20 protein-coding genes and 1 riboswitch are annotated in these 21,783 nt (G+C 41.3%); of the genes, 9 read left to right on the top strand and 11 right to left on the bottom strand.

Annotation, left to right across the window (positions count from 1 at the left end; translation table 11 throughout):
- Position 1: 1 nt before the first annotated feature.
- Positions 2–1,096 (bottom strand): two-component system response regulator, encoded by a 1,095-nt coding sequence (locus AB0763_RS06365; RefSeq protein ID WP_306101576.1) that lies wholly within the window; start codon positions 1,094–1,096, stop codon positions 2–4.
- Between the two features lie 397 nt (positions 1,097–1,493).
- On the bottom strand, positions 1,494–2,969 hold the full coding sequence (locus AB0763_RS06370) for a carboxypeptidase M32 (RefSeq protein WP_306101575.1): 1,476 nt from the start codon (positions 2,967–2,969) through the stop codon (positions 1,494–1,496).
- A 127-nt stretch (positions 2,970–3,096) separates the two neighbouring features.
- Here AB0763_RS06370 and AB0763_RS06375 point away from each other — a divergent pair, with 127 nt between their 5' ends.
- A complete protein-coding gene (locus AB0763_RS06375) occupies positions 3,097–3,735 on the top strand; it encodes a LysE family translocator (protein WP_306101574.1) in 639 nt (212 codons plus the stop codon).
- Positions 3,736–3,887: 152 nt separating this feature from the next.
- On the opposite strand, the gene AB0763_RS06380 is transcribed toward AB0763_RS06375, so the two are convergent.
- Entirely contained in the window at positions 3,888–5,135 is a 1,248-nt protein-coding gene (locus tag AB0763_RS06380) for a dicarboxylate/amino acid:cation symporter (RefSeq protein ID WP_306101573.1), read from the bottom strand.
- A gap of 97 nt (positions 5,136–5,232) precedes the next feature.
- On the opposite strand from AB0763_RS06380, the gene AB0763_RS06385 reads away from it, so the two are divergent.
- Positions 5,233–5,409: a hypothetical protein gene (locus AB0763_RS06385; protein WP_306101572.1), complete on the top strand. Its 177-nt coding sequence runs from the start codon at positions 5,233–5,235 to the stop codon at positions 5,407–5,409.
- A 21-nt stretch (positions 5,410–5,430) separates the two neighbouring features.
- Here the strand turns inward: AB0763_RS06385 and AB0763_RS06390 are convergent, their stop codons facing one another.
- Positions 5,431–6,804 carry a sodium:alanine symporter family protein gene (locus AB0763_RS06390; protein WP_306101571.1) on the bottom strand — a complete coding sequence of 458 codons (1,374 nt, stop codon included), beginning with the start codon at positions 6,802–6,804 and terminating at the stop codon, positions 5,431–5,433.
- Between the two features lie 93 nt (positions 6,805–6,897).
- Positions 6,898–6,993: riboswitch (glycine riboswitch) on the bottom strand.
- Between the two features lie 650 nt (positions 6,994–7,643).
- On the opposite strand from AB0763_RS06390, the gene AB0763_RS06395 reads away from it, so the two are divergent.
- A complete protein-coding gene (locus AB0763_RS06395; protein ID WP_306101570.1) occupies positions 7,644–8,249 on the top strand; it encodes a chromosome partitioning protein ParA in 606 nt (201 codons plus the stop codon).
- 82 nt (positions 8,250–8,331) lie between these two features.
- Here the strand turns inward: AB0763_RS06395 and AB0763_RS06400 are convergent, their stop codons facing one another.
- The 3 genes from AB0763_RS06400 to AB0763_RS06410 form a co-directional block, all read right to left on the bottom strand.
- The gene (locus AB0763_RS06400) at positions 8,332–8,565 is read right to left on the bottom strand and encodes a hypothetical protein (protein ID WP_306101569.1); all 234 of its coding nucleotides are present in this window, start codon (positions 8,563–8,565) and stop codon (positions 8,332–8,334) included.
- 263 nt (positions 8,566–8,828) lie between these two features.
- The gene (locus AB0763_RS06405) at positions 8,829–10,958 is read right to left on the bottom strand and encodes a TonB-dependent siderophore receptor (protein WP_306101568.1); all 2,130 of its coding nucleotides are present in this window, start codon (positions 10,956–10,958) and stop codon (positions 8,829–8,831) included.
- Between the two features lie 150 nt (positions 10,959–11,108).
- Positions 11,109–12,005 carry an AraC family transcriptional regulator gene (locus tag AB0763_RS06410; RefSeq protein WP_306101567.1) on the bottom strand — a complete coding sequence of 299 codons (897 nt, stop codon included), beginning with the start codon at positions 12,003–12,005 and terminating at the stop codon, positions 11,109–11,111.
- A gap of 436 nt (positions 12,006–12,441) precedes the next feature.
- On the opposite strand from AB0763_RS06410, the gene zwf reads away from it, so the two are divergent.
- From zwf to AB0763_RS06430, 4 genes are all read left to right on the top strand, one after another.
- Complete coding sequence (gene zwf / locus AB0763_RS06415) at positions 12,442–13,950, top strand: glucose-6-phosphate dehydrogenase (RefSeq protein WP_306101751.1); 1,509 nt, start codon at positions 12,442–12,444, stop codon at positions 13,948–13,950.
- Complete coding sequence (gene pgl / locus AB0763_RS06420) at positions 13,947–14,660, top strand: 6-phosphogluconolactonase (RefSeq protein WP_306101566.1); 714 nt, start codon at positions 13,947–13,949, stop codon at positions 14,658–14,660. The genes zwf and pgl overlap by 4 nt, the downstream gene beginning before the upstream one ends.
- Before the next feature lie 26 nt (positions 14,661–14,686).
- On the top strand, positions 14,687–16,135 hold the full coding sequence (gene gnd, locus AB0763_RS06425) for a decarboxylating NADP(+)-dependent phosphogluconate dehydrogenase (RefSeq protein ID WP_306101565.1): 1,449 nt from the start codon (positions 14,687–14,689) through the stop codon (positions 16,133–16,135).
- A gap of 117 nt (positions 16,136–16,252) precedes the next feature.
- Positions 16,253–16,747, top strand: coding sequence for a GNAT family N-acetyltransferase (locus tag AB0763_RS06430; RefSeq protein WP_306101564.1), 495 nt, complete (start codon positions 16,253–16,255; stop codon positions 16,745–16,747).
- Here AB0763_RS06430 and AB0763_RS06435 read toward each other — a convergent pair.
- The gene (locus AB0763_RS06435; RefSeq protein ID WP_306101563.1) at positions 16,744–17,556 is read right to left on the bottom strand and encodes a Cof-type HAD-IIB family hydrolase; all 813 of its coding nucleotides are present in this window, start codon (positions 17,554–17,556) and stop codon (positions 16,744–16,746) included. The two genes, AB0763_RS06430 and AB0763_RS06435, sit on opposite strands and share 4 nt — an antisense overlap.
- A gap of 155 nt (positions 17,557–17,711) precedes the next feature.
- Between AB0763_RS06435 and queE the strand changes: the two genes are divergently transcribed.
- Both queE and queC read left to right on the top strand, forming a co-directional pair.
- A complete protein-coding gene (queE, locus tag AB0763_RS06440; protein WP_306101562.1) occupies positions 17,712–18,362 on the top strand; it encodes a 7-carboxy-7-deazaguanine synthase QueE in 651 nt (216 codons plus the stop codon).
- Between the two features lie 9 nt (positions 18,363–18,371).
- On the top strand, positions 18,372–19,055 hold the full coding sequence (gene queC, locus AB0763_RS06445) for a 7-cyano-7-deazaguanine synthase QueC (protein WP_306101750.1): 684 nt from the start codon (positions 18,372–18,374) through the stop codon (positions 19,053–19,055).
- 56 nt (positions 19,056–19,111) lie between these two features.
- On the opposite strand, the gene AB0763_RS06450 is transcribed toward queC, so the two are convergent.
- The 3 genes from AB0763_RS06450 to AB0763_RS06460 form a co-directional block, all read right to left on the bottom strand.
- Positions 19,112–19,465 (bottom strand): DUF2750 domain-containing protein, encoded by a 354-nt coding sequence (locus AB0763_RS06450; RefSeq protein ID WP_306101561.1) that lies wholly within the window; start codon positions 19,463–19,465, stop codon positions 19,112–19,114.
- A gap of 80 nt (positions 19,466–19,545) precedes the next feature.
- Complete coding sequence (locus AB0763_RS06455) at positions 19,546–20,163, bottom strand: OmpA family protein (RefSeq protein ID WP_306101560.1); 618 nt, start codon at positions 20,161–20,163, stop codon at positions 19,546–19,548.
- Position 20,164: 1 nt separating this feature from the next.
- Entirely contained in the window at positions 20,165–21,478 is a 1,314-nt protein-coding gene (locus AB0763_RS06460; RefSeq protein ID WP_306101559.1) for a TolC family outer membrane protein, read from the bottom strand.
- Between the last annotated feature and the right edge of the window lie 305 nt (positions 21,479–21,783).

Genomic DNA, 21,783 nt, shown 5'->3' on the forward strand with positions numbered 1-21,783 from the left:
TTCAGTTACTCTCATCGCTGTAAGTATTGACGATATCAATAAACGTCTGCTCTATTCTCAAAAAGGCCTCTACGATAACAGGGTCGAAGTGTTGGCCCTTGCCTTTGATAATGATTTCACGAGCTTGTTGATGAGAAAATGCTGGCTTATAAACTCGTTTTGAGATTAATGCATCATAAACATCGGCAACGGCCATTAATCGTGCTGATAGAGGAATTTGCTCTTTTTTTAAGCCAAATGGGTAACCACTGCCATCCCATTTTTCATGATGATAAAGCGCGATTTCTCGTGCGTAACGCAAGAATGAACTCTGACTATCGCCAAGTTGTTTTTCAGCCGATTGAATCGCATCGGCGCCTAATTTTGCATGGGTTTGCATAATTGAAAATTCTTCTTGATCGAGTTTTCCAGCTTTTAATAAAATACTGTCTGGGATACCTACTTTTCCTATATCGTGAAGTGGTGCTGATTTATAAAGTAACTCAATACTTTCTGGTGCTAGTTCATCAAGGTGTAAGTGATTCGCGACCAGGTCTTGTGCCAGAGCTTTGACATAATATTGCGTTCTTTTTATATGACTACCGGTTTCGTTGTCTCGTGTTTCCGCTAAAGTCGCTAGTGCTAAAATAGAAGTATTTTGCGTATTGATTAATTCACAGGTTCTTTGTTCAATTGCTTCTTCAAGTATTTGATTGTGATTAAGTAAATTGTCTTGAGCTTGTTTTAGCTGTATGTGATTGCGTACTCTTGCCAGGACGATTGGTGCGGAAATCGGCTTAGTAATATAGTCTACAGCGCCTAGTTCAAAGCCTTTCATTTCATCCGTTTCATTACACATAGCGGTTACAAATATAATTGGGATATGTTTGGTTGCAGTGTCTTCTTTCAACACTTTACAAACCTCATAGCCGCTGATTACTGGCATCATCACATCAAGCAATATGATATCAGGTTGCTTTTGAGCAATGGCAATGGCTTGCTGTCCGGTTTTCGCCACCACAACTTGATAATCAGCTTTTAGGATATTTGACAACACAGATATGTTAATAGGGTCATCATCAACGACTAAAATAGTTTTTTGGCAATTTTTTTTCATACGTATTCCCAACCCAATGTTCGATAGTTTTCTTTGGGATAATCTAAGTATAGACAAGTGGAATACTAAAGGCGCTTCAAATTCATTTACTTAGCGATAAGGTGTGGTTTGTGTGATGAATCGCACTGATAAAGGTTTTTATTTTGAGTATTACATCAAAGGCGTGTAGATAAAGTCACGTGAAGCTCAGAAAACGTAGTAATAAACGATGCTAAATGGGACCGATACAGATTGTCGTTAATAAATTTCTTTTTAAAATCACTGCGATTGGCTCAGGTGTTACTGAGCCAATAATTTGTGTGTATTGACGCCCGTTGCTTTAATCAGAAAAAGCAGTTACCCGATTGTTTGGCAATCTGCCTATCGTCACTATTCTTTTGTCAGTAAAGTTACTGTTCTAACACTTCCCTAGATAGCGATTGCGTAGGTGATTTTGGAAATGTATAGGATCCAGTGTCATATCTGTTGCTTGTTTAACGAGGTCATCGGTTGTTAACAAGCTTCCTTTGCTCCAAATATTATTATTTAACCAATTGAAAATGGGTGAAAGGTCACCGGTTTGAATCGCACTATCAACGTCGATAGTTTCTTTCATAGAAGCCATAAATTGCGCGGCATACATTGCCCCTAGTGTGTAACTTGGGAAATACCCGAAGCTTCCATCTGTCCAATGAATGTCTTGCATACAACCATTGTTATCTTTACCCAGGGTGGATAAACCCAAGTAGGTTTGCATTTTACTATTCCAAATTTCTGGAACATCGCGATGTGATAGTTTGCCGTTGATCAAATCTCGCTCTATTTCGTAGCGCAAAATAACATGGCAAGGGTAGGTCAATTCATCAGCATCGACTCTAATCAAGCTTTTCTCCACTTTGTTGTACAAAGCAGCTAAAGCGTGTGGTTCGAATTCTGGGCCATCAAAGAATCGTTTTGCATGCTGAGATACGTGTTGCAAAAAGAGGGGATGTCTACCGAGTTGCATTTCGAAAAATAAGGATTGAGATTCGTGAATTCCCATAGAGCGAGCTTGGCCTGCCGGTTGGGCTGACCAATCTTTTGGTAAATTTTGTTCGTAACGCGCGTGCCCAGTTTCGTGAATAATGCCCATTAGCGATTGGGCAAAATCATTGTTCGTGTATCGGGTGGTAATACGAGTGTCACTAGGGACGCCACCGCAAAAAGGATGAACACTTTCGTCAAGCCGACCACGTTCAAAATCAAATTGCATCAACTTCATGATCTCAAGACCAAGTCCTTTTTGCTGGTGAGTGCCATATTGCCCACTTGGAGGGCTAACAGATGGTTGTGTTTCAATAACTTGATCGATTAAGTTTGGAAGCCAAGTTAATGTTTGTCCAAAAATTTTATCGAGCTTTTGTTCGCTCATACCGGGCTCATAAAGATCAAGCATTGCCTCATAAGGTGTTAGCTGGTGATGTTGAGATCGAATCTGCGCTTCTTCTTGAGATAAACTGACGACTTGGGCCCAATTTTTTTCAAATCCAGGCCAGTCATTTCGCGGCCGTTGTTGACGCCAAGCATGCTCACATTTCGCACCTGCTAGAGATTTGGCCTTAACCAACTTTTCCGGTAATACACTGTGTTGTAAAACTTGTCGTTCTATTTCTCTTAAGTTGGCAAATTGATGATCTGTTAAAGGTTGTTCTTTTGCGGCTTCTATCCAATCCGTTAATTGTGGGGCAGTATATAATTGATGAATATGAACGGACAGCTGTGCCATGGCTTGAGCTCGTGATTCTTGCCCGCCGCTTGCCATCATCGTTGCCTGATCCCAACCTAAAATTGCCGCCATATGTTGGTACTGATGAATAGTATCAAAGTGTTTTTCTAAAGCCTGATATGAAGACATGGTTAATCCTTATAATTTATCTTAGCCTGCGGTATTACTACCCTTTGAGAAAACAAAAAATTGTACTGGTTAATCGCGTTAAACCGCGTTAATTTATCGTCATGATTTACAACAATAGGGATATATGATGAGCATTGTCAATTTGGAATCATTTTTAATTGCGATCACGATACTCACATTAACACCAGGTTTAGATACTGCGCTCGTGATTCGTAATACCTCTCGTTCAGGCCTTACTGGAGGGTGTATGACAAGCTTAGGGATTTGTCTGGGTCTATTTGTTCACGCGACCTTTTCCGCGGTTGGCATTGCAACAATTCTTTCTCAATCAGCACAGTTATTTCAGTGGGTTAAGATGGCTGGGGCTTTATATCTGATTTATCTTGGTATTAGTGGCTTTAGAGCACTATTAAGCCCTCAAACATCTCTTAACCTCAAAAGTTACGGGCTTGTTTCAGAAAACCGCGTAAAGTCTTTACGTGAAGGTTTCTTGTCCAATGTTCTCAACCCGAAAACCGCGGTATTTTACTTGGCTTTTTTGCCACAGTTTGTCGATCCTAAAGGCTCTGCGCTGTTGCAATCTTTAACCATGGCCGGTATTCACTTTTTGATTGCCATGGTTTGGCAATGTGGACTGGCAAGCGTGCTTAGCAAAGCAAAATCATTGCTCTCAAGCCCGGTTTTTATGCGTTGGATGGAAGGGACAACCAGTTTGGTCTTGGTGGTATTAGGGGTTAAATTAATGCTCGAAAAACCACAAGTTTAACCTACTAAGACAAAATTATGCTCACCAAGGCGGTGAGCATAAAGGTAGAAATATCGAATATCATTTTCCTCGTTAATGGGATCTGCGATAGCTTCGTAAAAGATTGTTCAATGCATACCGGTTACCATCGATTCAGTGACATTCTTACGTCATCAAGCGTTGTAAATTTTCTCATCAAGTTCATCTTCGCTTTTACCAATTAATACGGCGACCATAATATCACCGCATACATTGATAGTGGTACGCGCCATATCTAAGATACGATCGATACCTGCCACGATCGCTAGACCTTCCATCGGTAACCCAACGGTACTTAACACCAGCGACAACATGATTAGTCCAGCGCCTGGTACTCCAGCGGTTCCTACAGAAGCTAATGTTGCTGTCAAAATAATGGTGATGTAATCACTCGTCGTCAAATCAATACCAAAAGCTTGTGCGATAAAAAGGGCACAAACACCTTGATAAAGAGCAGTACCATCCATATTGATGGTTGTGCCTAAGGGTAAAACAAAACCAGAAACGCCTTTGGATACTCCGAGCTCTTCACGTGCCGCTTTAATGCTTGCCGGTAAAGTGCCAGAACTACTTGAAGTGGTAAAGGCAACGGCTGCTGGGTTTGTGATGCCTTTAAGGTATTTAATGGGATTTAATCGACCGATTAAACTTAAAACGCCAGTATAAAATACCGCAACGTGAAGTAAGGCTCCCACATAGACTGCGGCAACCACTTTGATTAAAGGTAAAAGGACATCAGCGCCATAAGTCCCTGAAACCCAAGCCATAAGGCCAAAGATACCATACGGGGCTAGCTTCATAACAATTTCGGTTAGCTTGTACATCGCTTCAGCAAGGCTGTTAAAGACTTTCACCGCAGGCTCACTTTTCTCGCCAATCATGACCAGTGACACACCCAACCCAACTGCGAAAAAGATAATTTGAAGTATATTTCCAGCAGCCAAAGCTTCCACTGGGTTTTTAGGGATAATGTTAATTAAGGTTTGTATCAAAGAGGGGGCTTCTTGTGCCGATGTTACTGGTTGGGTTACCGACATATTTAACCCAGAACCTGGCTGTACAATGGCTGAAATCCCAAGTCCGATTGCAATGGCAACAGCCGTAGTGAGCAAATACAAAAAGATGGCTTTAACCCCAATTCGTCCCATTTTTTGCGTATCTTTCATTGAGGTGATACCAACGATTAACGAGCAAAATACCAATGGGACAATCAGCATTTTAATCGCGTTAATAAAAAGGGTACCTAATGGTTTTAACAGTAGAGCCTCTTTGCCCATGATTGAGCCGACCACGACCCCGAGTATCATACCAATAATGATTTTCTTCCATAGCGCCAATCGAGACCACAGGCCGAGTAGGCCACTCTTTTGGTGTTGATCCATGAGTCATTTTCCTTTTCTTTTACCAATGTATTACGTCGATGTACTCACGATTTAATGATATTTAACCAAGTTATTTATTCGTAAGTAATGTGAATTTATGCAAACAAATGCTCTTTTTATGCTTTGTTTGTCAGAGCAAGCGTTCGATTACACAATAAAAATAAAGAGAGGTAAAGAGGTGAAATGGATTAGAGTAGAATTTTATTCCACAAAAATGGCAAAAAATAAAAATATATCAGATTTGAATAAAAAAGCGCCAAATTGGCGCTTTTGACAGTTCTTTATTGACACTTCTCTAGGCGCTGTGTGAAGTTTTTGTCTTTTGGGGTACACATCGGTCAAAGTACATCTTTGTTTCATGGATAACCACTTGCCTTAAAGCGATTAAGCCTATCAGGTTTGGTACTGCCATTAGCCCGTTAACAATATCAGCGATGACCCAAATGAGATCTAAGTGTAAAAAAGCACCTGAGGCCACCAAACACAAGAAGATAACTTTGTATGGCATGACGGCACGCGTTCCAAATAAAAAGACAACGCAACGTTCACCGTAATAGTTCCAACCTAAAATCGTGGTAAAAGCAAAGAACATTAAGCCAACAGAGACCAATAGAGGGCCATAAACAGCGGCATCCAAACCGAGAGCAAAAGCGTGCGTCGTCATGGCAGCACCCGCGAAATCACTTTGCCACGCACCAGTTAAAATTAAGGTTAACCCAGTCATGGTACAAATGACGATAGTATCGATAAAGGTACCTGTCATGGAAATCAGGCCCTGTTTAACACAAGAGTCCGTTTTTGCTGCTGCGGCTGCCATCGGTGCACTACCTAGGCCAGATTCATTCGAAAATACCCCGCGCGCGATGCCCGATTGTATCGCCAACATGATACTAGCCCCTAAAAAGCCCCCCGTAGCCGCGGAAGGGGTAAATGCTGAAACAAAAACCAATTCAATTGCAGAGAAAATCTTATCGCTGTTAAGGAAAAGTACACTGAAACACGCCAAGACATAAACCAAGGCCATTGTCGGCACGACTTTACTGGCCACTTTGGCAATAGACTGTATTCCTCCTAACGTCACCATCGCCACAATGACAGTTAAGGTAACGGCAGAAATTTCCCTAGAAATGCCAAAAGAAATCTCGCTGGCATCTAGAATCGCGTTGACTTGAGGGAAAGTACCAATGCCAAAGCAGGCCACACCAAGGGCGAACGTTGCAAATAAAGTAGCTAACCATTTTGAACCCACTCCATCTCGTAAGTAATACATTGGACCACCAACCATTTGACCGTTTTGATCAACTTGGCGATATTTTACCGCTAATAAGCATTCAGCGTATTTCGTCGCCATGCCAAACAAAGCGGCTAACCACATCCAAAACAATGCACCAGGTCCGCCTAATTTAATGGCAGTGGCAACCCCGACAATGTTACCAGTACCAATAGTGGCTGATAGAGCAGTACACAATGCAGAAAAACTAGATACATCCCCAGCTTGCTGGTTTTTATTGGGGGTGAAGAGTAGGCGTATTGCAGTAGGTAAATGCCTAAATTGCAAGAAACCAAGACGAAAACTAAAGTAGGCACCAGTTCCAACCAGCAAGATAAGCAGTGGTGGGCCCCATACCCATTGGTCAATTGTCGTGAGTAAAGTTTGTAGAAATTGCATAAGATTCCCCTTAAAAACAACGAAATAATAAGGAGAAGAGGGAAGAGATCGAGATGATCTTTACCTAAACAGTAAATGATATTGTGTCTGTACTTCCACTCCTCTGTCCTTTTGCCTGAGAGTTTCATTTTCTTGAGAAAACTTGCTCCTTCGGCGTCCGATTAAACGGCTCTCTCCAGAGATTCCTCCAATTGCAGTCCTCACTTTATTCTTAGAATAAAGAACCTGAAAGATTTACTTCTTCGGTAGGTATTACTTGTCATCATTCGATATTTAGGTAAATACCACTCTCCTGCAATTTTCAACGGAACAAAAATCTGACGTGATTTTTGGTGGCGGCTATACTAGTGCAAAAGTGTCACTGTGTCACGCAAATGTGATGATTAAGTTCAATAAACCATGGTGAAAATACGCCTTAGAAAAAGTGAGCTATAATTAAGGTAAACAATTAACTTTGCCTTGATACTGTTTGACTCATTGAGAGTTATGTTTAGTATCAGTACCTTGATGATTAAGAGCAACAAAAAGGAAACCAAATGGTTAGAATTGTTTTTATTGTGATTATTTTGACCATTCTTTATTTATTGATTCGCAATCGGCTCAATATAAAGTTACAGACCTACTTGGTTTTTGCTGTTCTGGCTTCGTTTATCGTCTATGTTACATCCGTTTTAGTGGTCGAATTAATACATTGATTTATGAGGTTGCCAGTCATGGTTCATGATGATGAAGACAAAGAGAATGTCGTCGTAATCCAGCAAAGAGATAAAAAAAACATTATGTATATCATTGCGGCGTTGTTGTTGGGGGCGAGTACGGGAGGCGCTTTAGGTGCTTTGGTGACAACGAAACACTGGCAGGAAACTTATCAAGCGTTGGAAGTCAAGTATCAGGAAAACAGAGAAGCAAACTCTCAGCTAATCGCACAAGTCAATGAAAAAGAGCTCGAACTTGATAAGAGCTTAGAGGACAAGGTGCAATCGGCATTGGATAAGCAAAATGAAGCCTACAAAGCAAAAGTAAAGAGCTTACAAGAAAAAATCGTTGCACTTGAAACTAAAAACGAAACGCTCAATTCACAACTTGATTCGGAAAAGCAATCATTGGGGCATCTGCAAAAGAAAAATCAACAACTTGAACAAACTAAGTCAATTCAAGCCAGTGTCTTTGAACGTTCGCGTGAAGTATTTCAAAAAGAGTTAACGATTAAGCAAGAACTCGAAAAACTAGAGAGTGAAAAAGAGTCTCTCAACACAAAAATCAGTAAGTTAAAAAAAGCGTGTGATCTGTATTTAGCCGGCACTTCATGGGATGCAACTTCTGACAGTTGTGATAAACAAGATCAAGCGACTTCACGTTTGAGTCAAGTTAATCAAATGATTTCGGTTCATAAAATGGACTTACAAGACATTAAAATTATGACAGAAAAATTAGGGCTGGAATGAAAACCAACCCTTGTATTTTAGTGTAGGTAGCGTAGGTAAAAAAGTAAGGTAAGCCTGATGTCGTGTGGTTTTACTTTACGAGTTAATGGCAATGTCCGTCTTTACATAAAAACTCTGCCCGCCACTCAATTTCATCTTGGCTTTCCATTGCTTCGAGCAATTGTTTGCCATTCATTTGTGGGTAAGTGACCATGACCTTGGTGAGATTTTGGTGCAAGGCATATTTATCATACCCACGGATATGGGTGAAGGTTGAGCTTTGGTTGCTAACAACAACTTGCGTGTTGAGACAAATTCCTAAGGGATCACGTTTCATGGGTTCTATCCTTTGAGTTTTGCCACTTTTGATTGTCATTGTGTGTGGTCGTAAGTAACGTCAGCGTTTGTTTCTCGCAACAAAATTATAGGTTAAAAATTATTCGCAGGATAATTTTTCGCCAGGGTTGTGATAAAAGTCTAGCAGGGTTCAAATATTAAATGTAAAAAGAGCCTGTTTCATGCAGGCTCTTTGATGTTGACCGGTATCACAACTGAGTGTTAATGCTTTCTTTATCTGAGCTCTTTTAGATTCTCGGTGTTCTAGAGTTCAATCTTTAGGTTAACTTCCCAGATGCGCTCTTCCCCGTACCAGCAATTGGTTTCGTCATAACAAGTGTAATACTCTTTATTAAACAGATTGTTGGCACTGAGGCGAGTTGATATCCCATTAAACTCTGGGCTTAATGCCGACAAGTCATAATCGACAGAAAGGTCAACTAAGGTGTAACTTGGCACTTTACCCTGTGTATTCGTTGCGTCTTTTTGCATACTTCCCACGTAACGTACCCCTGTGTCGATATTGAGCCCCTTAAAGCCTAGGTAGCTGGCCCAAAGTTTGGCACTGTGCTTAGGGCTGTAAATCGGTGTTGTACCTTCTAGGTCGTAGGCGCTATCTTGGGTAATTTCTACATCGCTGTATGTATAGCTGGTGTTTAAGTGCCAATCTTGATTCGGTTGCCAAGCGATTTGTAATTCAACACCTTGAGAGGTGATTTCGCCGACTTGTAATTCTGGATCAATATAATCTTCATAGTTGGTCACTAAGGCATCTTTTTTTACAATTTGATAAACAGCAATAGAACCATGTAAGGCACGGTTTGGAGATTGGTATTTGAAGCCTGTTTCCCATTGGCTTGAGGTTTCAGGTTTATAAGCCTCACCGGTATCGGCATCTGTTCCTGTTGTCGGCTCAAAGCTGGTGGCATAACTTAAGTAAGGTGAGACACCATTGTTGAATTCATACAAAGCCCCAACGCGATAAGAGATATTGTGTTGATCCGTGCTGGAGTTGCTAGCATCATCAATCGAAGACGCCTTGTAATGATCCCAGCGCAGACCAGTTAAAAATACCCATTGATCCCAGCGCATTTGATCTTGCAGGTATATGCCCAACTGTTTGAGCGAAATATCATAAGTATTGTCATAGACAGTGCTTAGGGTACTAGTATCAAGCAAATCATTATTAGGTGACTGAACATTAAAAGTGTAAAAATCACTGTCGCTGGTTGAATATTCTTTGTAATTTGATTTGCCAGATAGCTTTTGATAATCGACACCAAGTAGTAAGTTGTGCTCGACTTGGCCAGTGATGGCAAACCCGGTGAATTGATTATCGACCACAAGGCCATGAGAAGATTCTTCTGTGCTGTAAATATTACGCGATAATGTGCCTGTCGATTCATCATACCCGCAATAATAGGTACCTGAATAGGTATAACATGAGTGGTAAGTGTTCTTTTGTTTTAAGGAAGCGTCTAAGTAACGAACGTTTTGTAAAAATGACCACTGGTCGTTGAAGTCGTGATTGACCTTGTAACCAAGCAAGACAAAATCACGCTGAAATTGACTCCAGTTTACATCACCAACGGAGGTTGAACTCGAAGTACCGTCTAAGGTCGGTAGTGAAGAGTTTATTCCCATGGCTGGATCAGTCTGATAGTAGGCATTGAAGTTAATCAAGGTTTGATCTGACACTTGCCAATCTAACGACGGTGCGATGAGGTACCTTTCCTCTTCTGCGTAATCGATTTGACTGTCTCTTTTTTTGGCGGATGCAATCAGACGATAGCGCAAATTACCATCACCAATTGGGCCGGTTGTATCGATAGCGACCTTTTTCAAATTGCGATTTCCGACTGAAAAGTCAAACTCGGTATGGGCTACATCTTGTGGCGATTTAGCGATCATATTGACCATGCCACCCGGAGGCATGGAACCGTATAATACCGATGTTGGGCCTTTAAATATTTCGACTTGCTCAAGGGCAAATGGATCAATTTGTGGTTGTAAATTCCAGCCCGTTAAATACTGAAGCACCAAGCCATCGTAAAAACTTTGATAAGAAGAAAACCCCCGAATAGTGTAGTTGTCATACATAGTGACAGAGCCGCCCTTATTTTCGGTCGTGATACCGGGGGCATAACGCAAAATTTGATTGAGTGAGGTAGCGCTTCGAGATTCTATTTCATTGCTTGAAATTGTGGTAACAGCCTGCGGGGTTTCTTCAGGTGTTAATGACGTCTTGGTTGCGGTGTTGCGATAAGCTTTTCCAAACACAGTGACGGTATCTGGGTCTATGGTGCCTGTTTCTGCAAATGAAATAGGGCTGAATAAAATGGCAGCAACTGAACAAGCAATTGTGGTTTTATTGAAGTAACACGGATGATGCATGATGTCCTCATTGATATTGATAATCCTTCTCACTCGCATTTTAGTTGTAATCAAAACGAAAAGTTAACACTTTGGGGCATGAAGTGGATTTAAGTTATCACATTCACATGAGGAATTAATTCAGTGTATGCATATGCTTGCTTTGTTAAATCAATAGGAGATGGGTAACCAATATTCCACGTAGTGAGGTTTCTCTGCATCTGGTGTGACAGGGTAGATTTCGAGCTCATAACCATCAACCCCTTGGAAACCAGAAGTTGGAAGCCAATGAGTAATTAACCAAAGTACTAAATTAGGCAATTGACTTAGTTCACCTTTGTGGACTGCAACCACATAAGTTTGCTCGGGAATTGATAACCTTTGATGAGAGTCGGGGAATAAGCGCTCTGTCTGATTGTTGAATGGTAAACCGGCCCAATAAGTAAGGGTACCGGTTTCACTGTGACTTGAAACATCGATAACGCCCATACAGTGTGATGGTAACGGTGTTTCCCCTAAGGTTGAGCGCCAAGTTTTCCAAAGTTGGGGGACTTGGACGTCAAAATCCGGATGCTGTGCTAACACGCCTTGGATTGGCACTTGGATCCCCTGTAAATCAAAAGCATCACGAGTTGTCACTTTGATTTCGACAAAAGTATCGTCAAAATGAGGGAGCCTTTGTGAGGGGAAATTTTTATCGCGTTGCAATAAAGGGTAGGTCAAGTCGATAAGTTTACCGCGTTGCCGATACTCTCGGGGTGAAACTGAGAAATGATGTTTGAAAGCGCGACTGAATGCGTTTTCTGAGTTGAAGCCAGTATTGAAAGCAATATCGATAATACGGAGTTTGGTTGACACGAGTTGGACCGCGGCATGGCTCAATTTTCTTTGTCTGACATATTGAGCTAGCCCCTTGTTGGTATAAAGGGAGAACACTCGTTGTAGTTGCCAACGTGACCAGCAACTTAACTTAGCGAGTGTATCAACTTGCAATGGCTGCTCTAGGTGCTCTTCTATATGTTCTAATAAAGTTGCAATTTGTTGCTTCGCCATTGGCAGCTTGCTCATTTTATCAATACCATCTCAGTCAAAGATAAATTGTCCCAGAATTTTGCTGCGACAACAAACGAAAAACAGGTGCTTTTTTTGTGATGAATAATAAGTTTCTAGCTATGAGTTAGAACCAGTTGTTATCAAGTCTATATCATTATCTCCTTGTTTTATGCGAATAATATTGCTATCAATAGAAATTAATACAGTCGTTTGTATTGAATTTTATCATCTCGCCACCATATCAAAACAAACTTGATGTGTGTCACGTTGTCGTAGACAATAGTTGGCAATGCCAGTCAGATTCAATCAACACATTTTTGGCTACAGATAAGACTTGTACCTAGAGTTAATCTAGGTAGGATAGTTTATCGTTTTTTGCCCATGTTCGTGTTTGTAACACAACAAACCAAGAAGACGTATTAAAAAGCGTCTCGATTCAAAGGGAAAGATGATGGTTATACCTGAAAATAGCAGCATCGTAATTTTTGGTGCTTCCGGTGATCTTACATATCGTAAGCTGATCCCTGCGTTGTATCATTTGTACGCGAATAATCAACTGCCTAAATCATTTGCAATTCTCGGGGTAAGTCGTACCGAATACAGCGATGACGCTTACCGCGAAAAGTTAAAAAAATCGATGCTTGAGCTGGAGAAAACTGAGCCAGAGACATTGGACTCATTTTGTAAGCACCTTCATTATCAAGCAATTAACACTGCCGACAGTGACGATTACAGTAAACTAAAAGATCGCCTCGAAGTCGTCGCTAGCGATTACGGTTTTGAACAACGCAATACTTTATTTTATTTAGCAACACCGCCAAGCCTTTACAGTGTCATTCCGGAAAGTCTTGCAGCTCATGGTCTAAACACTGAAGACGATGGTTGGAAGCGTCTCATCATTGAAAAACCATTTGGTTATGACCTCGCATCAGCACAAAAGCTCGATAAGCAAATTCACGAGCACTTCCAAGAACATCAAATTTACCGTATCGACCATTACCTCGGTAAAGAGACAGTGCAAAACTTATTGGTCTTTCGTTTTTCTAATGCGATGTTTGAGCCGCTTTGGAATCGCAATTTCATTGATTATGTCGAAATCACCGGCGCGGAATTTCTCGGCGTAGAAGGGCGTGGAGGTTACTACGATGGTTCTGGCGCAACACGTGACATGTTCCAAAACCACTTACTGCAAGTGTTAGCCATGGTCGCTATGGAGCCGCCAGCACAAATCAATGCCGATGCGATGCGTGATGAAGTTGCCAAGGCGCTGCAATGCTTACGTCCATTGACAGATCAAGACTTGAAAGAAAATCTCGTGCTGGGACAATACACAGAATCTGACGTTCGCGGGCAGTTTTTGCCCGGATATCGCAATGAGCCTGGTGTTGCTGAAGAGTCGCGAACTGAAACTTATGTTGGCTTGAAAATGTTTATCAATAACTGGCGTTGGAACGGTGTTCCATTTTACGTTCGCTCTGGTAAACGCTTACCGACCCGTGTGACTGAAGTCGTACTTCACTTTAAGAAAACACCTCACCCTGTATTCGGTCAAGAACAAAATGTTCCTGAAAACAAACTCATCCTTCGTATACAGCCTGATGAAGGTATCCAAATTAGCTTTGGATTAAAAGAGCCAGGAGCTGGGTTTAATGCAAAAGAAGTCAAAATGGATTTTCATTATACTTCTTTACAAGAAACGCAAATGTTAACCGCCTACGAACGCTTATTGCTAGACGCATTAAATGGCGATGCAACCCTGTTTGCACGCAGCGATGCTGTTGAAGCGGCATGGCAATTTGTTCAGCCTATTCTTGATTACAAAGAAAACCCTGAAGCACTGTACGGTTACGCTTGTGGTACTTGGGGGCCAAAAGAATCTGATCAATTACTGGCGAATGATGGCCGCCAATGGCGTTTCCCATGTAAAAACCTCACCGATACGGATTATTGTGAATTATGATCAACCATAAAATTTTTGATAGTGCTGACGACGTTGTTCAAAGCTTGGCTAGAGATTTCAAAGCGTTCGCCGATATGGGGCGACCTATTCATATCTCCCTTTCTGGTGGTAGCACACCGAAGAAGCTTTTTGCTTATTTAGCTGCAGAATGTGCAGAAGAAATTAATTGGCAAAACCTTCATTTTTGGTGGGGAGACGAACGCTGCGTTGCGCCTGAGGATGCTGAAAGTAACTTCGGTGAAGCAAACGGGTTATTGTTTTCAAAAATAGACATCCCTAGTGACAACATACATCGCATCTTGGGTGAAAATAATCCTGAGCAAGAAGCTGAGCGTTTTGCTGATGAAATGCAACAAGTAATCCCATGTGAGCAAGGCGTTCCCGTCTTTGATTGGGTCTTGTTGGGTGTAGGAGGCGATGGGCATACTGCATCTTTGTTCCCTGGTCACACGAATTACGATGAAGAAAAACTCGCCATCGTTGCTTCACACCCAGAATCAGGACAACAGCGAGTTTCTAAGTCAGCTCGAGTATTACGTGCAGCCAAACGATTGAGTTATTTAGTGTTAGGAGCAGGGAAAGAAGAGATAGTGTATGAAATACACACAACGCCCGCTCGTGATTTACCTTATCCAGCAGCAAATGTTGAGTCGGTCAATGGCTTGACAGAATGGTACCTGGATGCCGCAGCAGCAAAGAAAATTGCCTAGACAGTAAGAATATGGAGAAACAAAAAATGAAAGGTGATATCGGTGTAATTGGCCTAGCAGTAATGGGTCAAAACCTTATCCTTAATATGAATGACAATGGCTTCAAAGTTGTTGCGCATAACCGTACCGCCGCGAAAGTGGACGAGTTTTTAGAAGGCCCAGCAAAAGGCACTAACATCATCGGCGCTTACAGCTTGGAAGAGTTAGTTGAAAAGCTAGAAAAGCCTCGCAAAGTGATGCTGATGGTACGTGCGGGCTCTGTGGTTGATACCTTCATTGACAACCTCATCCCGCTTTTGGATGAAGGTGATATCATCATTGATGGTGGTAATACTAACTATCCTGATACTAACCGCCGTGTTGCTCATTGCCGTGAGCAAGGTATTCACTTCATTGGCACCGGTGTTTCTGGTGGTGAAGAAGGCGCGCGTTTTGGCCCTTCAATCATGCCAGGTGGTGCGCCAGAGGCATGGGAAGCTGTTAAACCGATTTTCCAAGGTATTTCTGCGAAAACTGAAGCTGGTGAACCTTGTTGTGATTGGGTGGGTAACGATGGTGCAGGCCACTTTGTTAAAATGGTTCACAATGGTATTGAATACGGTGATATGCAGCTTATCACTGAAGCTTACCAGTTCATGAAAGACGGTCTTGGTCTTTCTTCTGATGAAATGCAAAAAGTATTTTCAGAGTGGAATAAAACAGAGCTGGATAGCTACTTGGTTGAAATTACGGCTGATATCTTAGGCTATAAAGACGAAGATGGTGAGCCATTAGTCGAAAAAATCTTAGATACAGCGGGCCAAAAAGGCACAGGTAAGTGGACGGGTATCAATGCGCTTGATTTGGGTATCCCACTTACCTTAATCTCTGAGTCTGTGTTCTCTCGTTGTCTGTCTGCATTAAAAGACCAACGTGTTGAAGCTGAGAAATTATTCGGTAAAACGATTACACCTGTTGAGGGTGACAAGCAAGAGTGGGTTGATGCCCTTCGTCAAGCCCTATTGGCGTCTAAGATCATTTCTTACGCGCAAGGCTTTATGCTGATGCGTGAAGCTTCAGATGAAAATGGTTGGGATCTCAACTATGGTAATGTCGCGTTAATGTGGCGTGGTGGTTGTATTATTCGTTCTGCATTCTTGGGTAATATCCGTGATGCTTATGAATCAAACCCAGATATCGCATTCTTGGGCTCAGATGAATACTTTAAGAACATTTTACAAAACAGCCTAGCGGCATGGCGTAAAGTGGCTGCAAAATCGTTAGAAGCAGGTATCCCTATGCCATGTACGATTTCTGCATTGTCATTCTTAGACGGTTACACGACTGCGCGTTTACCGGCTAACTTGCTTCAAGCACAACGTGACTACTTTGGTGCTCACACTTATGAGCGACTAGATCGTGAACGCGGTGAATTCTTCCATACTAACTGGACTGGTACTGGCGGTAACACTGCGTCTACTACCTACGACGTTTAATCCATTTTTTGGTTTAGATAAAAAGGACGCCATGGCGTCCTTTTTTACATTGTTCTCTTTTTAAAATGTTTTCTGGCGATTAGAATCAATGTACAACTTATTTATGTGTAAGTCTTGATGAAGAAAACACCAATTTCAATTACTCCTGCCAGACTATCTGATTTATCCAGTCTCAATGAGTTGATGTATCAATTACATGATGAACATCATAAAGCGCTACCCGACACAATTAAAACTGCAGACCAAATCCAACAAGAGAAAAGTATTGCGAGATACTTAGATGAGCCTGATTGCTTGGTGTTTGTGGCAAGAGTCAAAGGTGAAGTGGTTGGTTTAGTCACAGGGCAGTTTTGCGAGTTGATTTCGCCGATCAGTCAACCATTAATGATGGGCAGTATTGATGAACTGTATATTCTGCCTGAGTATCGGCGTTTGGATATAGGCAGTATGTTAATCACGACACTGGAAGAGGTATTTAGTGACTATGGTGTTAAAGAAGTCTTTGTCGAAGTGTGGGAGTTTAATCAATCTGCATTAACTTTCTATTATGAGAGAGGCTTTGAGCGCCATATACATTGGCTAAGGCGCTCATTAACAGATCCGTCTGTTTAATTTTTATTGATAATAAATTGTTCTATCACTTTAGCGACACCGTCATTTTCATTACTATCCGTAATAAAGTCAGCGATCGCTTTAGTTTGTGGCATCGCATTATCCATCGCAACGCCTAATCCAGCGTACTCGATCATGTGATGGTCATTTTCTGCGTCACCTAGGCAGATCACTTCACTTGCATCAAAGCCCAATTTTTGACAAATTGCTGCAACACCAACGCCTTTGTTACTTTCAGGGTTTAAGAACTCGAGGAAAAATGGGGCACTTTGTACGACGGTATATGTACTTTTAAAATCAGTTGGTACTTGAGTGATGATGTTCTTTAAATTGTCTTCACTGGCGACAATCATAGTTTTAATGATAGGGTGATCATCGGACAGAGTCTCAAAGTCCATTTCGGTGATAGTGAGTTGATTTATTGTGGCCTCGATATCAGTGTAGGGGTTTTTTTCTGGTGTAATTAATCCATGCTCTAGGCTGAAAGCATGAACGTAGCCCCCAAGTTGTGCTGCTAATTTAGCGACACATTTGGCATCCTTACCAGTTAAAATGGCTTGGTGAACAACTTCACCCGTTGCGACGTTTTCCACAATTGAGCCATTGTAATGAATTAGGTAATCCTCTTGGCTGGTTAACTGAAGTTCTTCTAAATATTTCTGCATACCTGGCCTTGGCCTCCCTGACGCTAAGACAACTCGAACCCCCAGATCTTTTGCTGCAAATAGAGCCTGTTTTGTTCTCTCGGTGATTTCCTTATTGGGGTTGAGCAATGTGCCATCCATATCGATTGCAACAAGTTTGTACATAGTAACTCCAGTCATTACTGACATTGTAGTGGTAGAATTAAAAAATAAAATTGAATAAATACACGGTTTAAATTGACCTAGGTGCGTTCGTCCTTTAAGGTTTTCGGCCTAGATTTTTTAATGAGCAGAGTCCGACATTGTACAAAGTAAATGAAATGTTTGAAACCATCCAAGGCGAGGGGGTTTTTACCGGAGTGCCTGCTGTGTTTATTCGATTACAAGTATGCCCTGTGGGATGTGCTTGGTGTGACACAAAGCAAACTTGGGATGCGAATGATGATGATCAAAGAGACTTTGGCACCATTATCATAAAGACATCCGACAGTCCTACGTGGTGCTTGGCAGATGCAGCGCAGATAATAGAACAATATTATGAACAAGGCTTTACAGCGAAGCATATTGTTATCACGGGTGGCGAGCCATGTATTTATGATCTCAAACCATTAACTGAGCAATTTGAAGCGATAGGTTGTCAGTGCCAAATTGAAACCAGCGGTACTTTTGAAGTCAAAACGTCACAGCGCACTTGGGTGACGGTTTCTCCTAAAATCGCGATGAAAGGAAAACTCGATATCATCTCGAGTGCGATTGCAAGAGCCAATGAAATTAAACATCCAGTCGGTACCGAAAAAGACATTGAAAACTTGCACCAATTATTGAATGACATGCCACATGAAAAAGATTTAGTCATAGCACTACAGCCGATAAGCCAAAAGTCTCGAGCGACTCAACTGTGCATTGACACCTGTATTAAATACAATTGGCGTCTTTCGATTCAAACCCATAAATATTTGAATATTGCTTGAGGAAATATGATGAAAAAAGCTGTCGTGGTTTTTAGTGGTGGTCAAGATTCGACAACGTGTTTAGTCCAAGCGTTTAAGGATTTTGACGAAGTACATGCGATTACTTTTGACTATGGGCAAAGGCATAAGTTAGAAATCGAAATTGCTCAGAAACTTGGTCAGCAGTTAGGCGTTGCGGCCCATAAAATCATGGATGTTGGGCTGCTTAACGAACTGGCGGTAAGCTCGTTAACACGCGAAAGTATCCCAGTTTCTAATGAACTGCAACAAAATGGTTTGCCAAACTCGTTTGTGCCTGGTCGAAATATATTGTTTTTAACGCTTGCCGGTATTTATGCTTATCAAGTTGGTGCTGATACATTGATTACGGGTGTGTGTGAAACGGATTTTTCTGGTTATCCAGATTGTCGTCATGAATTTATTCAATCCATTGAGCGTTCTTTAGTGCTTGGTATGGATAAACCATTGCAGATCCAAACGCCATTAATGTGGCTTAATAAGGCAGAAACTTGGGCTCTCGCAGATTCTTTAGGCGCTTTAGATCTAATCAAAGAGAACACACTGACATGTTACAATGGCAAAATCGGCGCGGGATGTGGGGAATGCCCAGCGTGCTTACTAAGGCAACAAGGACTTGATGATTACCTGTCGAACAAGCAAGAAATACTGAATAAAATCAAATCTATTAGCTAAAGGTAACAGAAAAAAGCTAGAGCTTGACAAAGTAAACGCTCTAGCTGTGATTTTAGTTACTGAGTAAACAGTTCGGCCATTTCTTTGGCGCTCAACTCTTTACCTTCTAATTGATCGTTCCAATTAGGACCAATCAAAACCTGATCTTCATCGAGAGTGATTAACCAGTCCTCAACAAAAATATCAAGTGGAATCTCTAATACGTCAAAGTCAGACCACTCATCAACGTTATGAGCTTGAGCATCAGATTGATTTGACCAAAACGGCATAACTTCGGTATCTTCAAATTCAGTTGATTCACAAGCTAACCAGCCTTCATCATTTTTTAAGCCCCAAACCTTTTGGTTTTCGAGGGCTTGCTTTACAAAAAGCGCCAAATTAGCTTCTATATCAGTTGTTAGCGTCGACATACTGCTCACTTTAATCGATTGAAATTATTTTCATTCTATCATCTATCGCGGTGAAAATAGAGAACTACTTGTGTTCGCTATCAGTTGATTCGCTTTTTGGGTAATGTCGTGAAAATTGTCCATTCCTTTTCGACTTCTCCTTTAAAGCCGACGACGGATGCAATCACTTTTCGCTCGAGAGCACTGTCTTGTTTAGAGACGACCTGTTGCTTTGTAGAACCGTATCCGATGTAGTTGACCCGCTTAGGTGCAATGCCATAATTTATCAATGCTTTTTTTACATTGGCAGCGCGTCTTTTCGAAAGATCGATATTATGTTCCGCTCGACCTTCAGGGCTTGCGTAGCCTTTTAAATCAATAGTAGTTGAAGGGTAAGCTCTCAAAAAATCAGACATTTCTTTGATTTGACTCAAAAACAAAGGCGGAATTTCATCAGAGTCGTTGGCAAACAAAATTTTAAGTTGTTTTTGTTGAGACTTTTCAGATATCGTTTCACAACCATCATTGTCAATTTCAGCCCCTTTTGGAGTTTCAGCACATAAATCACGAGCATTGATTACGCCGTCATTATCATCGTCCATCAGATCAGCAATTTGATTGGCATTGGGCGTAGGAATATAGGCAACATCATCCGGTGAATGACTGCAAGCGGTTAGAGTAATACACAGTGTTAGGGACAGGATTTTTAAGTTTGTCATATTAATACTCCACCTCTTTATTCCATTCCTCTGGTGTATCAACTCTAAGTGTATCGAGTAACTGGCCTGTAGCATTTAGTACTCGGTATTTAGCGTATTGTTCTGAAAATTGTGCTTCTACGTAAGAGCGACGAGCTTCAAAAAGTTCATCTTCGGTGTTCAATAAGTCGAGCAATGTGCGCTTGCCAATCCGGTATTGTTTATCATACGCAATTACGGTTTCTGATGCATAATCAACTTGGTCAGCAAGAAAGTCTTTCTGCTGAGAGGTTAAATCCAAAGCACTCCAAGATAAGCTAAGGCCTTGTTTTACCTGTCTATATGCACTCTCGAGTAAATCTTTTGATTTATTAAGTTGATAAGCTGAACTTTTGGCGTTTGCCATATCAGTACCACCATTATAGAGGTTATAGCGCATTCTAAGCATCGCGCTGAGCTCTGTACTACTGCCGACATCGCCACTTGCATCATCAAGCCAAGAGTTTGACGCTTCAAAGGTGAAAGTGGGGTAGTAACCACTTTTAGACTGTTTATATTGATAATGGGCGGCATCGATATCGCTTTGAGCCACTTTGATTACAGGATGGTGTTGATAGGCGATTTCGGTGGCTTCATGATTAGAATGAGGGATTTTTGTTTGATCTACTCTCGGATAACGCAAACCCCTTGGTTCAACACCGACTAAATTTTGATATTCAGTATGGGCATCGAAAAGATTATTTTGCGCTGCAAGTAAATTTGCATGTGCTTTGGATACTCGAGTTTCAATTTGAGTTAAATCAGCCGTTGAACCCAGTCCAGACTCGACTCTTCTTTTAATGTCTTTATAAATATCTTTGTGTGTTGCAAGGTTACTCTCAGTTAAGAATAACACTTGCTGAGCTTGTACGGCATCTAGATAGGCTTTGGTTACCTGCAGCGCCATATCTTGGGCATCTGCAATGAGTTGGTACCGTTGAGCTTCAGCTTCTGCGGCCGTTCGCCCCTTATCATTGATTGTATTAGAGCCATCCCAAATCAACTGCGTTAAAGAAACGGTTGCATCTTTACGAGTTAAGTTGGTTCTTTCGTCACCAGAGCTCGTGGTGGGGTCAATAATCTCTCTTCCAATCCCCGCTTCCAAATCAATCTTGGGTAAATACGCACCATCTGCAGCACGGTGGTCATAACGCATGCTTTCAAATTGGTTAAAAGTGCTTTTGAGCTCTGGATTTGTTGCCAGTGCCATCGATACGGCCTGTTCAAGTGTTTGGCTGTAACTTGGCAGAGTCCAAATTGCGCACGAGCAAAAGATCGCTAATGGTTTCCATTTCACAGAGTTTCTCCTAAGAATATCTCGATTCAGCGAGTTTGATCATAATTTTTGACACCGTCAATTTTTTAACGGACATAATAGGAAATATTTTGTCAAAATCAGACGCAGGTAATAGTTTACATAAATTAGAATACATGTTGAGACTAAAGCTACTGTCATAACTCTTTAATTTATCAGTGTATTGACAAAAAAATGACATAGATATCATTTTGACATAAATAATTGTGCCATTACTTTCTAAAATACATTTAACTGCTAGTATAGTGGTAATAACAAACTTAGTCGCATAGTGTTTGTAAACATTA

The sequence above is a fragment of the Vibrio sp. HB236076 genome (genome assembly GCF_040957575.1).
GTDB lineage: Bacteria > Pseudomonadota > Gammaproteobacteria > Enterobacterales > Vibrionaceae > Vibrio.

Bases quoted from the DNA above. Each gene is read 5' to 3' on its own strand.
- pgl (WP_306101566.1), top strand. From the start codon at position 13,947: ATGATCAACCATAAAATTTTTGATAGTGCTGACGACGTTGTTCAAAGC.
- AB0763_RS06370 (WP_306101575.1), bottom strand. From the start codon at position 2,969: ATGTCTTCATATCAGGCTTTAGAAAAACACTTTGATACTATTCATCAG.
- gnd (WP_306101565.1), top strand. From the start codon at position 14,687: ATGAAAGGTGATATCGGTGTAATTGGCCTAGCAGTAATGGGTCAAAAC.
- AB0763_RS06390 (WP_306101571.1), bottom strand. From the start codon at position 6,804: ATGCAATTTCTACAAACTTTACTCACGACAATTGACCAATGGGTATGG.
- queC (WP_306101750.1), top strand. From the start codon at position 18,372: ATGAAAAAAGCTGTCGTGGTTTTTAGTGGTGGTCAAGATTCGACAACG.
- AB0763_RS06410 (WP_306101567.1), bottom strand. From the start codon at position 12,005: ATGAGCAAGCTGCCAATGGCGAAGCAACAAATTGCAACTTTATTAGAA.
- queE (WP_306101562.1), top strand. From the start codon at position 17,712: ATGTTTGAAACCATCCAAGGCGAGGGGGTTTTTACCGGAGTGCCTGCT.
- AB0763_RS06385 (WP_306101572.1), top strand. From the start codon at position 5,233: ATGCAAACAAATGCTCTTTTTATGCTTTGTTTGTCAGAGCAAGCGTTC.
- AB0763_RS06430 (WP_306101564.1), top strand. From the start codon at position 16,253: ATGAAGAAAACACCAATTTCAATTACTCCTGCCAGACTATCTGATTTA.
- AB0763_RS06450 (WP_306101561.1), bottom strand. From the start codon at position 19,465: ATGTCGACGCTAACAACTGATATAGAAGCTAATTTGGCGCTTTTTGTA.
- AB0763_RS06455 (WP_306101560.1), bottom strand. From the start codon at position 20,163: ATGACAAACTTAAAAATCCTGTCCCTAACACTGTGTATTACTCTAACC.
- AB0763_RS06375 (WP_306101574.1), top strand. From the start codon at position 3,097: ATGAGCATTGTCAATTTGGAATCATTTTTAATTGCGATCACGATACTC.
- AB0763_RS06405 (WP_306101568.1), bottom strand. From the start codon at position 10,958: ATGCATCATCCGTGTTACTTCAATAAAACCACAATTGCTTGTTCAGTT.
- AB0763_RS06435 (WP_306101563.1), bottom strand. From the start codon at position 17,556: ATGTACAAACTTGTTGCAATCGATATGGATGGCACATTGCTCAACCCC.
- AB0763_RS06365 (WP_306101576.1), bottom strand. From the start codon at position 1,096: ATGAAAAAAAATTGCCAAAAAACTATTTTAGTCGTTGATGATGACCCT.
- zwf (WP_306101751.1), top strand. From the start codon at position 12,442: ATGGTTATACCTGAAAATAGCAGCATCGTAATTTTTGGTGCTTCCGGT.
- AB0763_RS06380 (WP_306101573.1), bottom strand. From the start codon at position 5,135: ATGGATCAACACCAAAAGAGTGGCCTACTCGGCCTGTGGTCTCGATTG.
- AB0763_RS06400 (WP_306101569.1), bottom strand. From the start codon at position 8,565: ATGAAACGTGATCCCTTAGGAATTTGTCTCAACACGCAAGTTGTTGTT.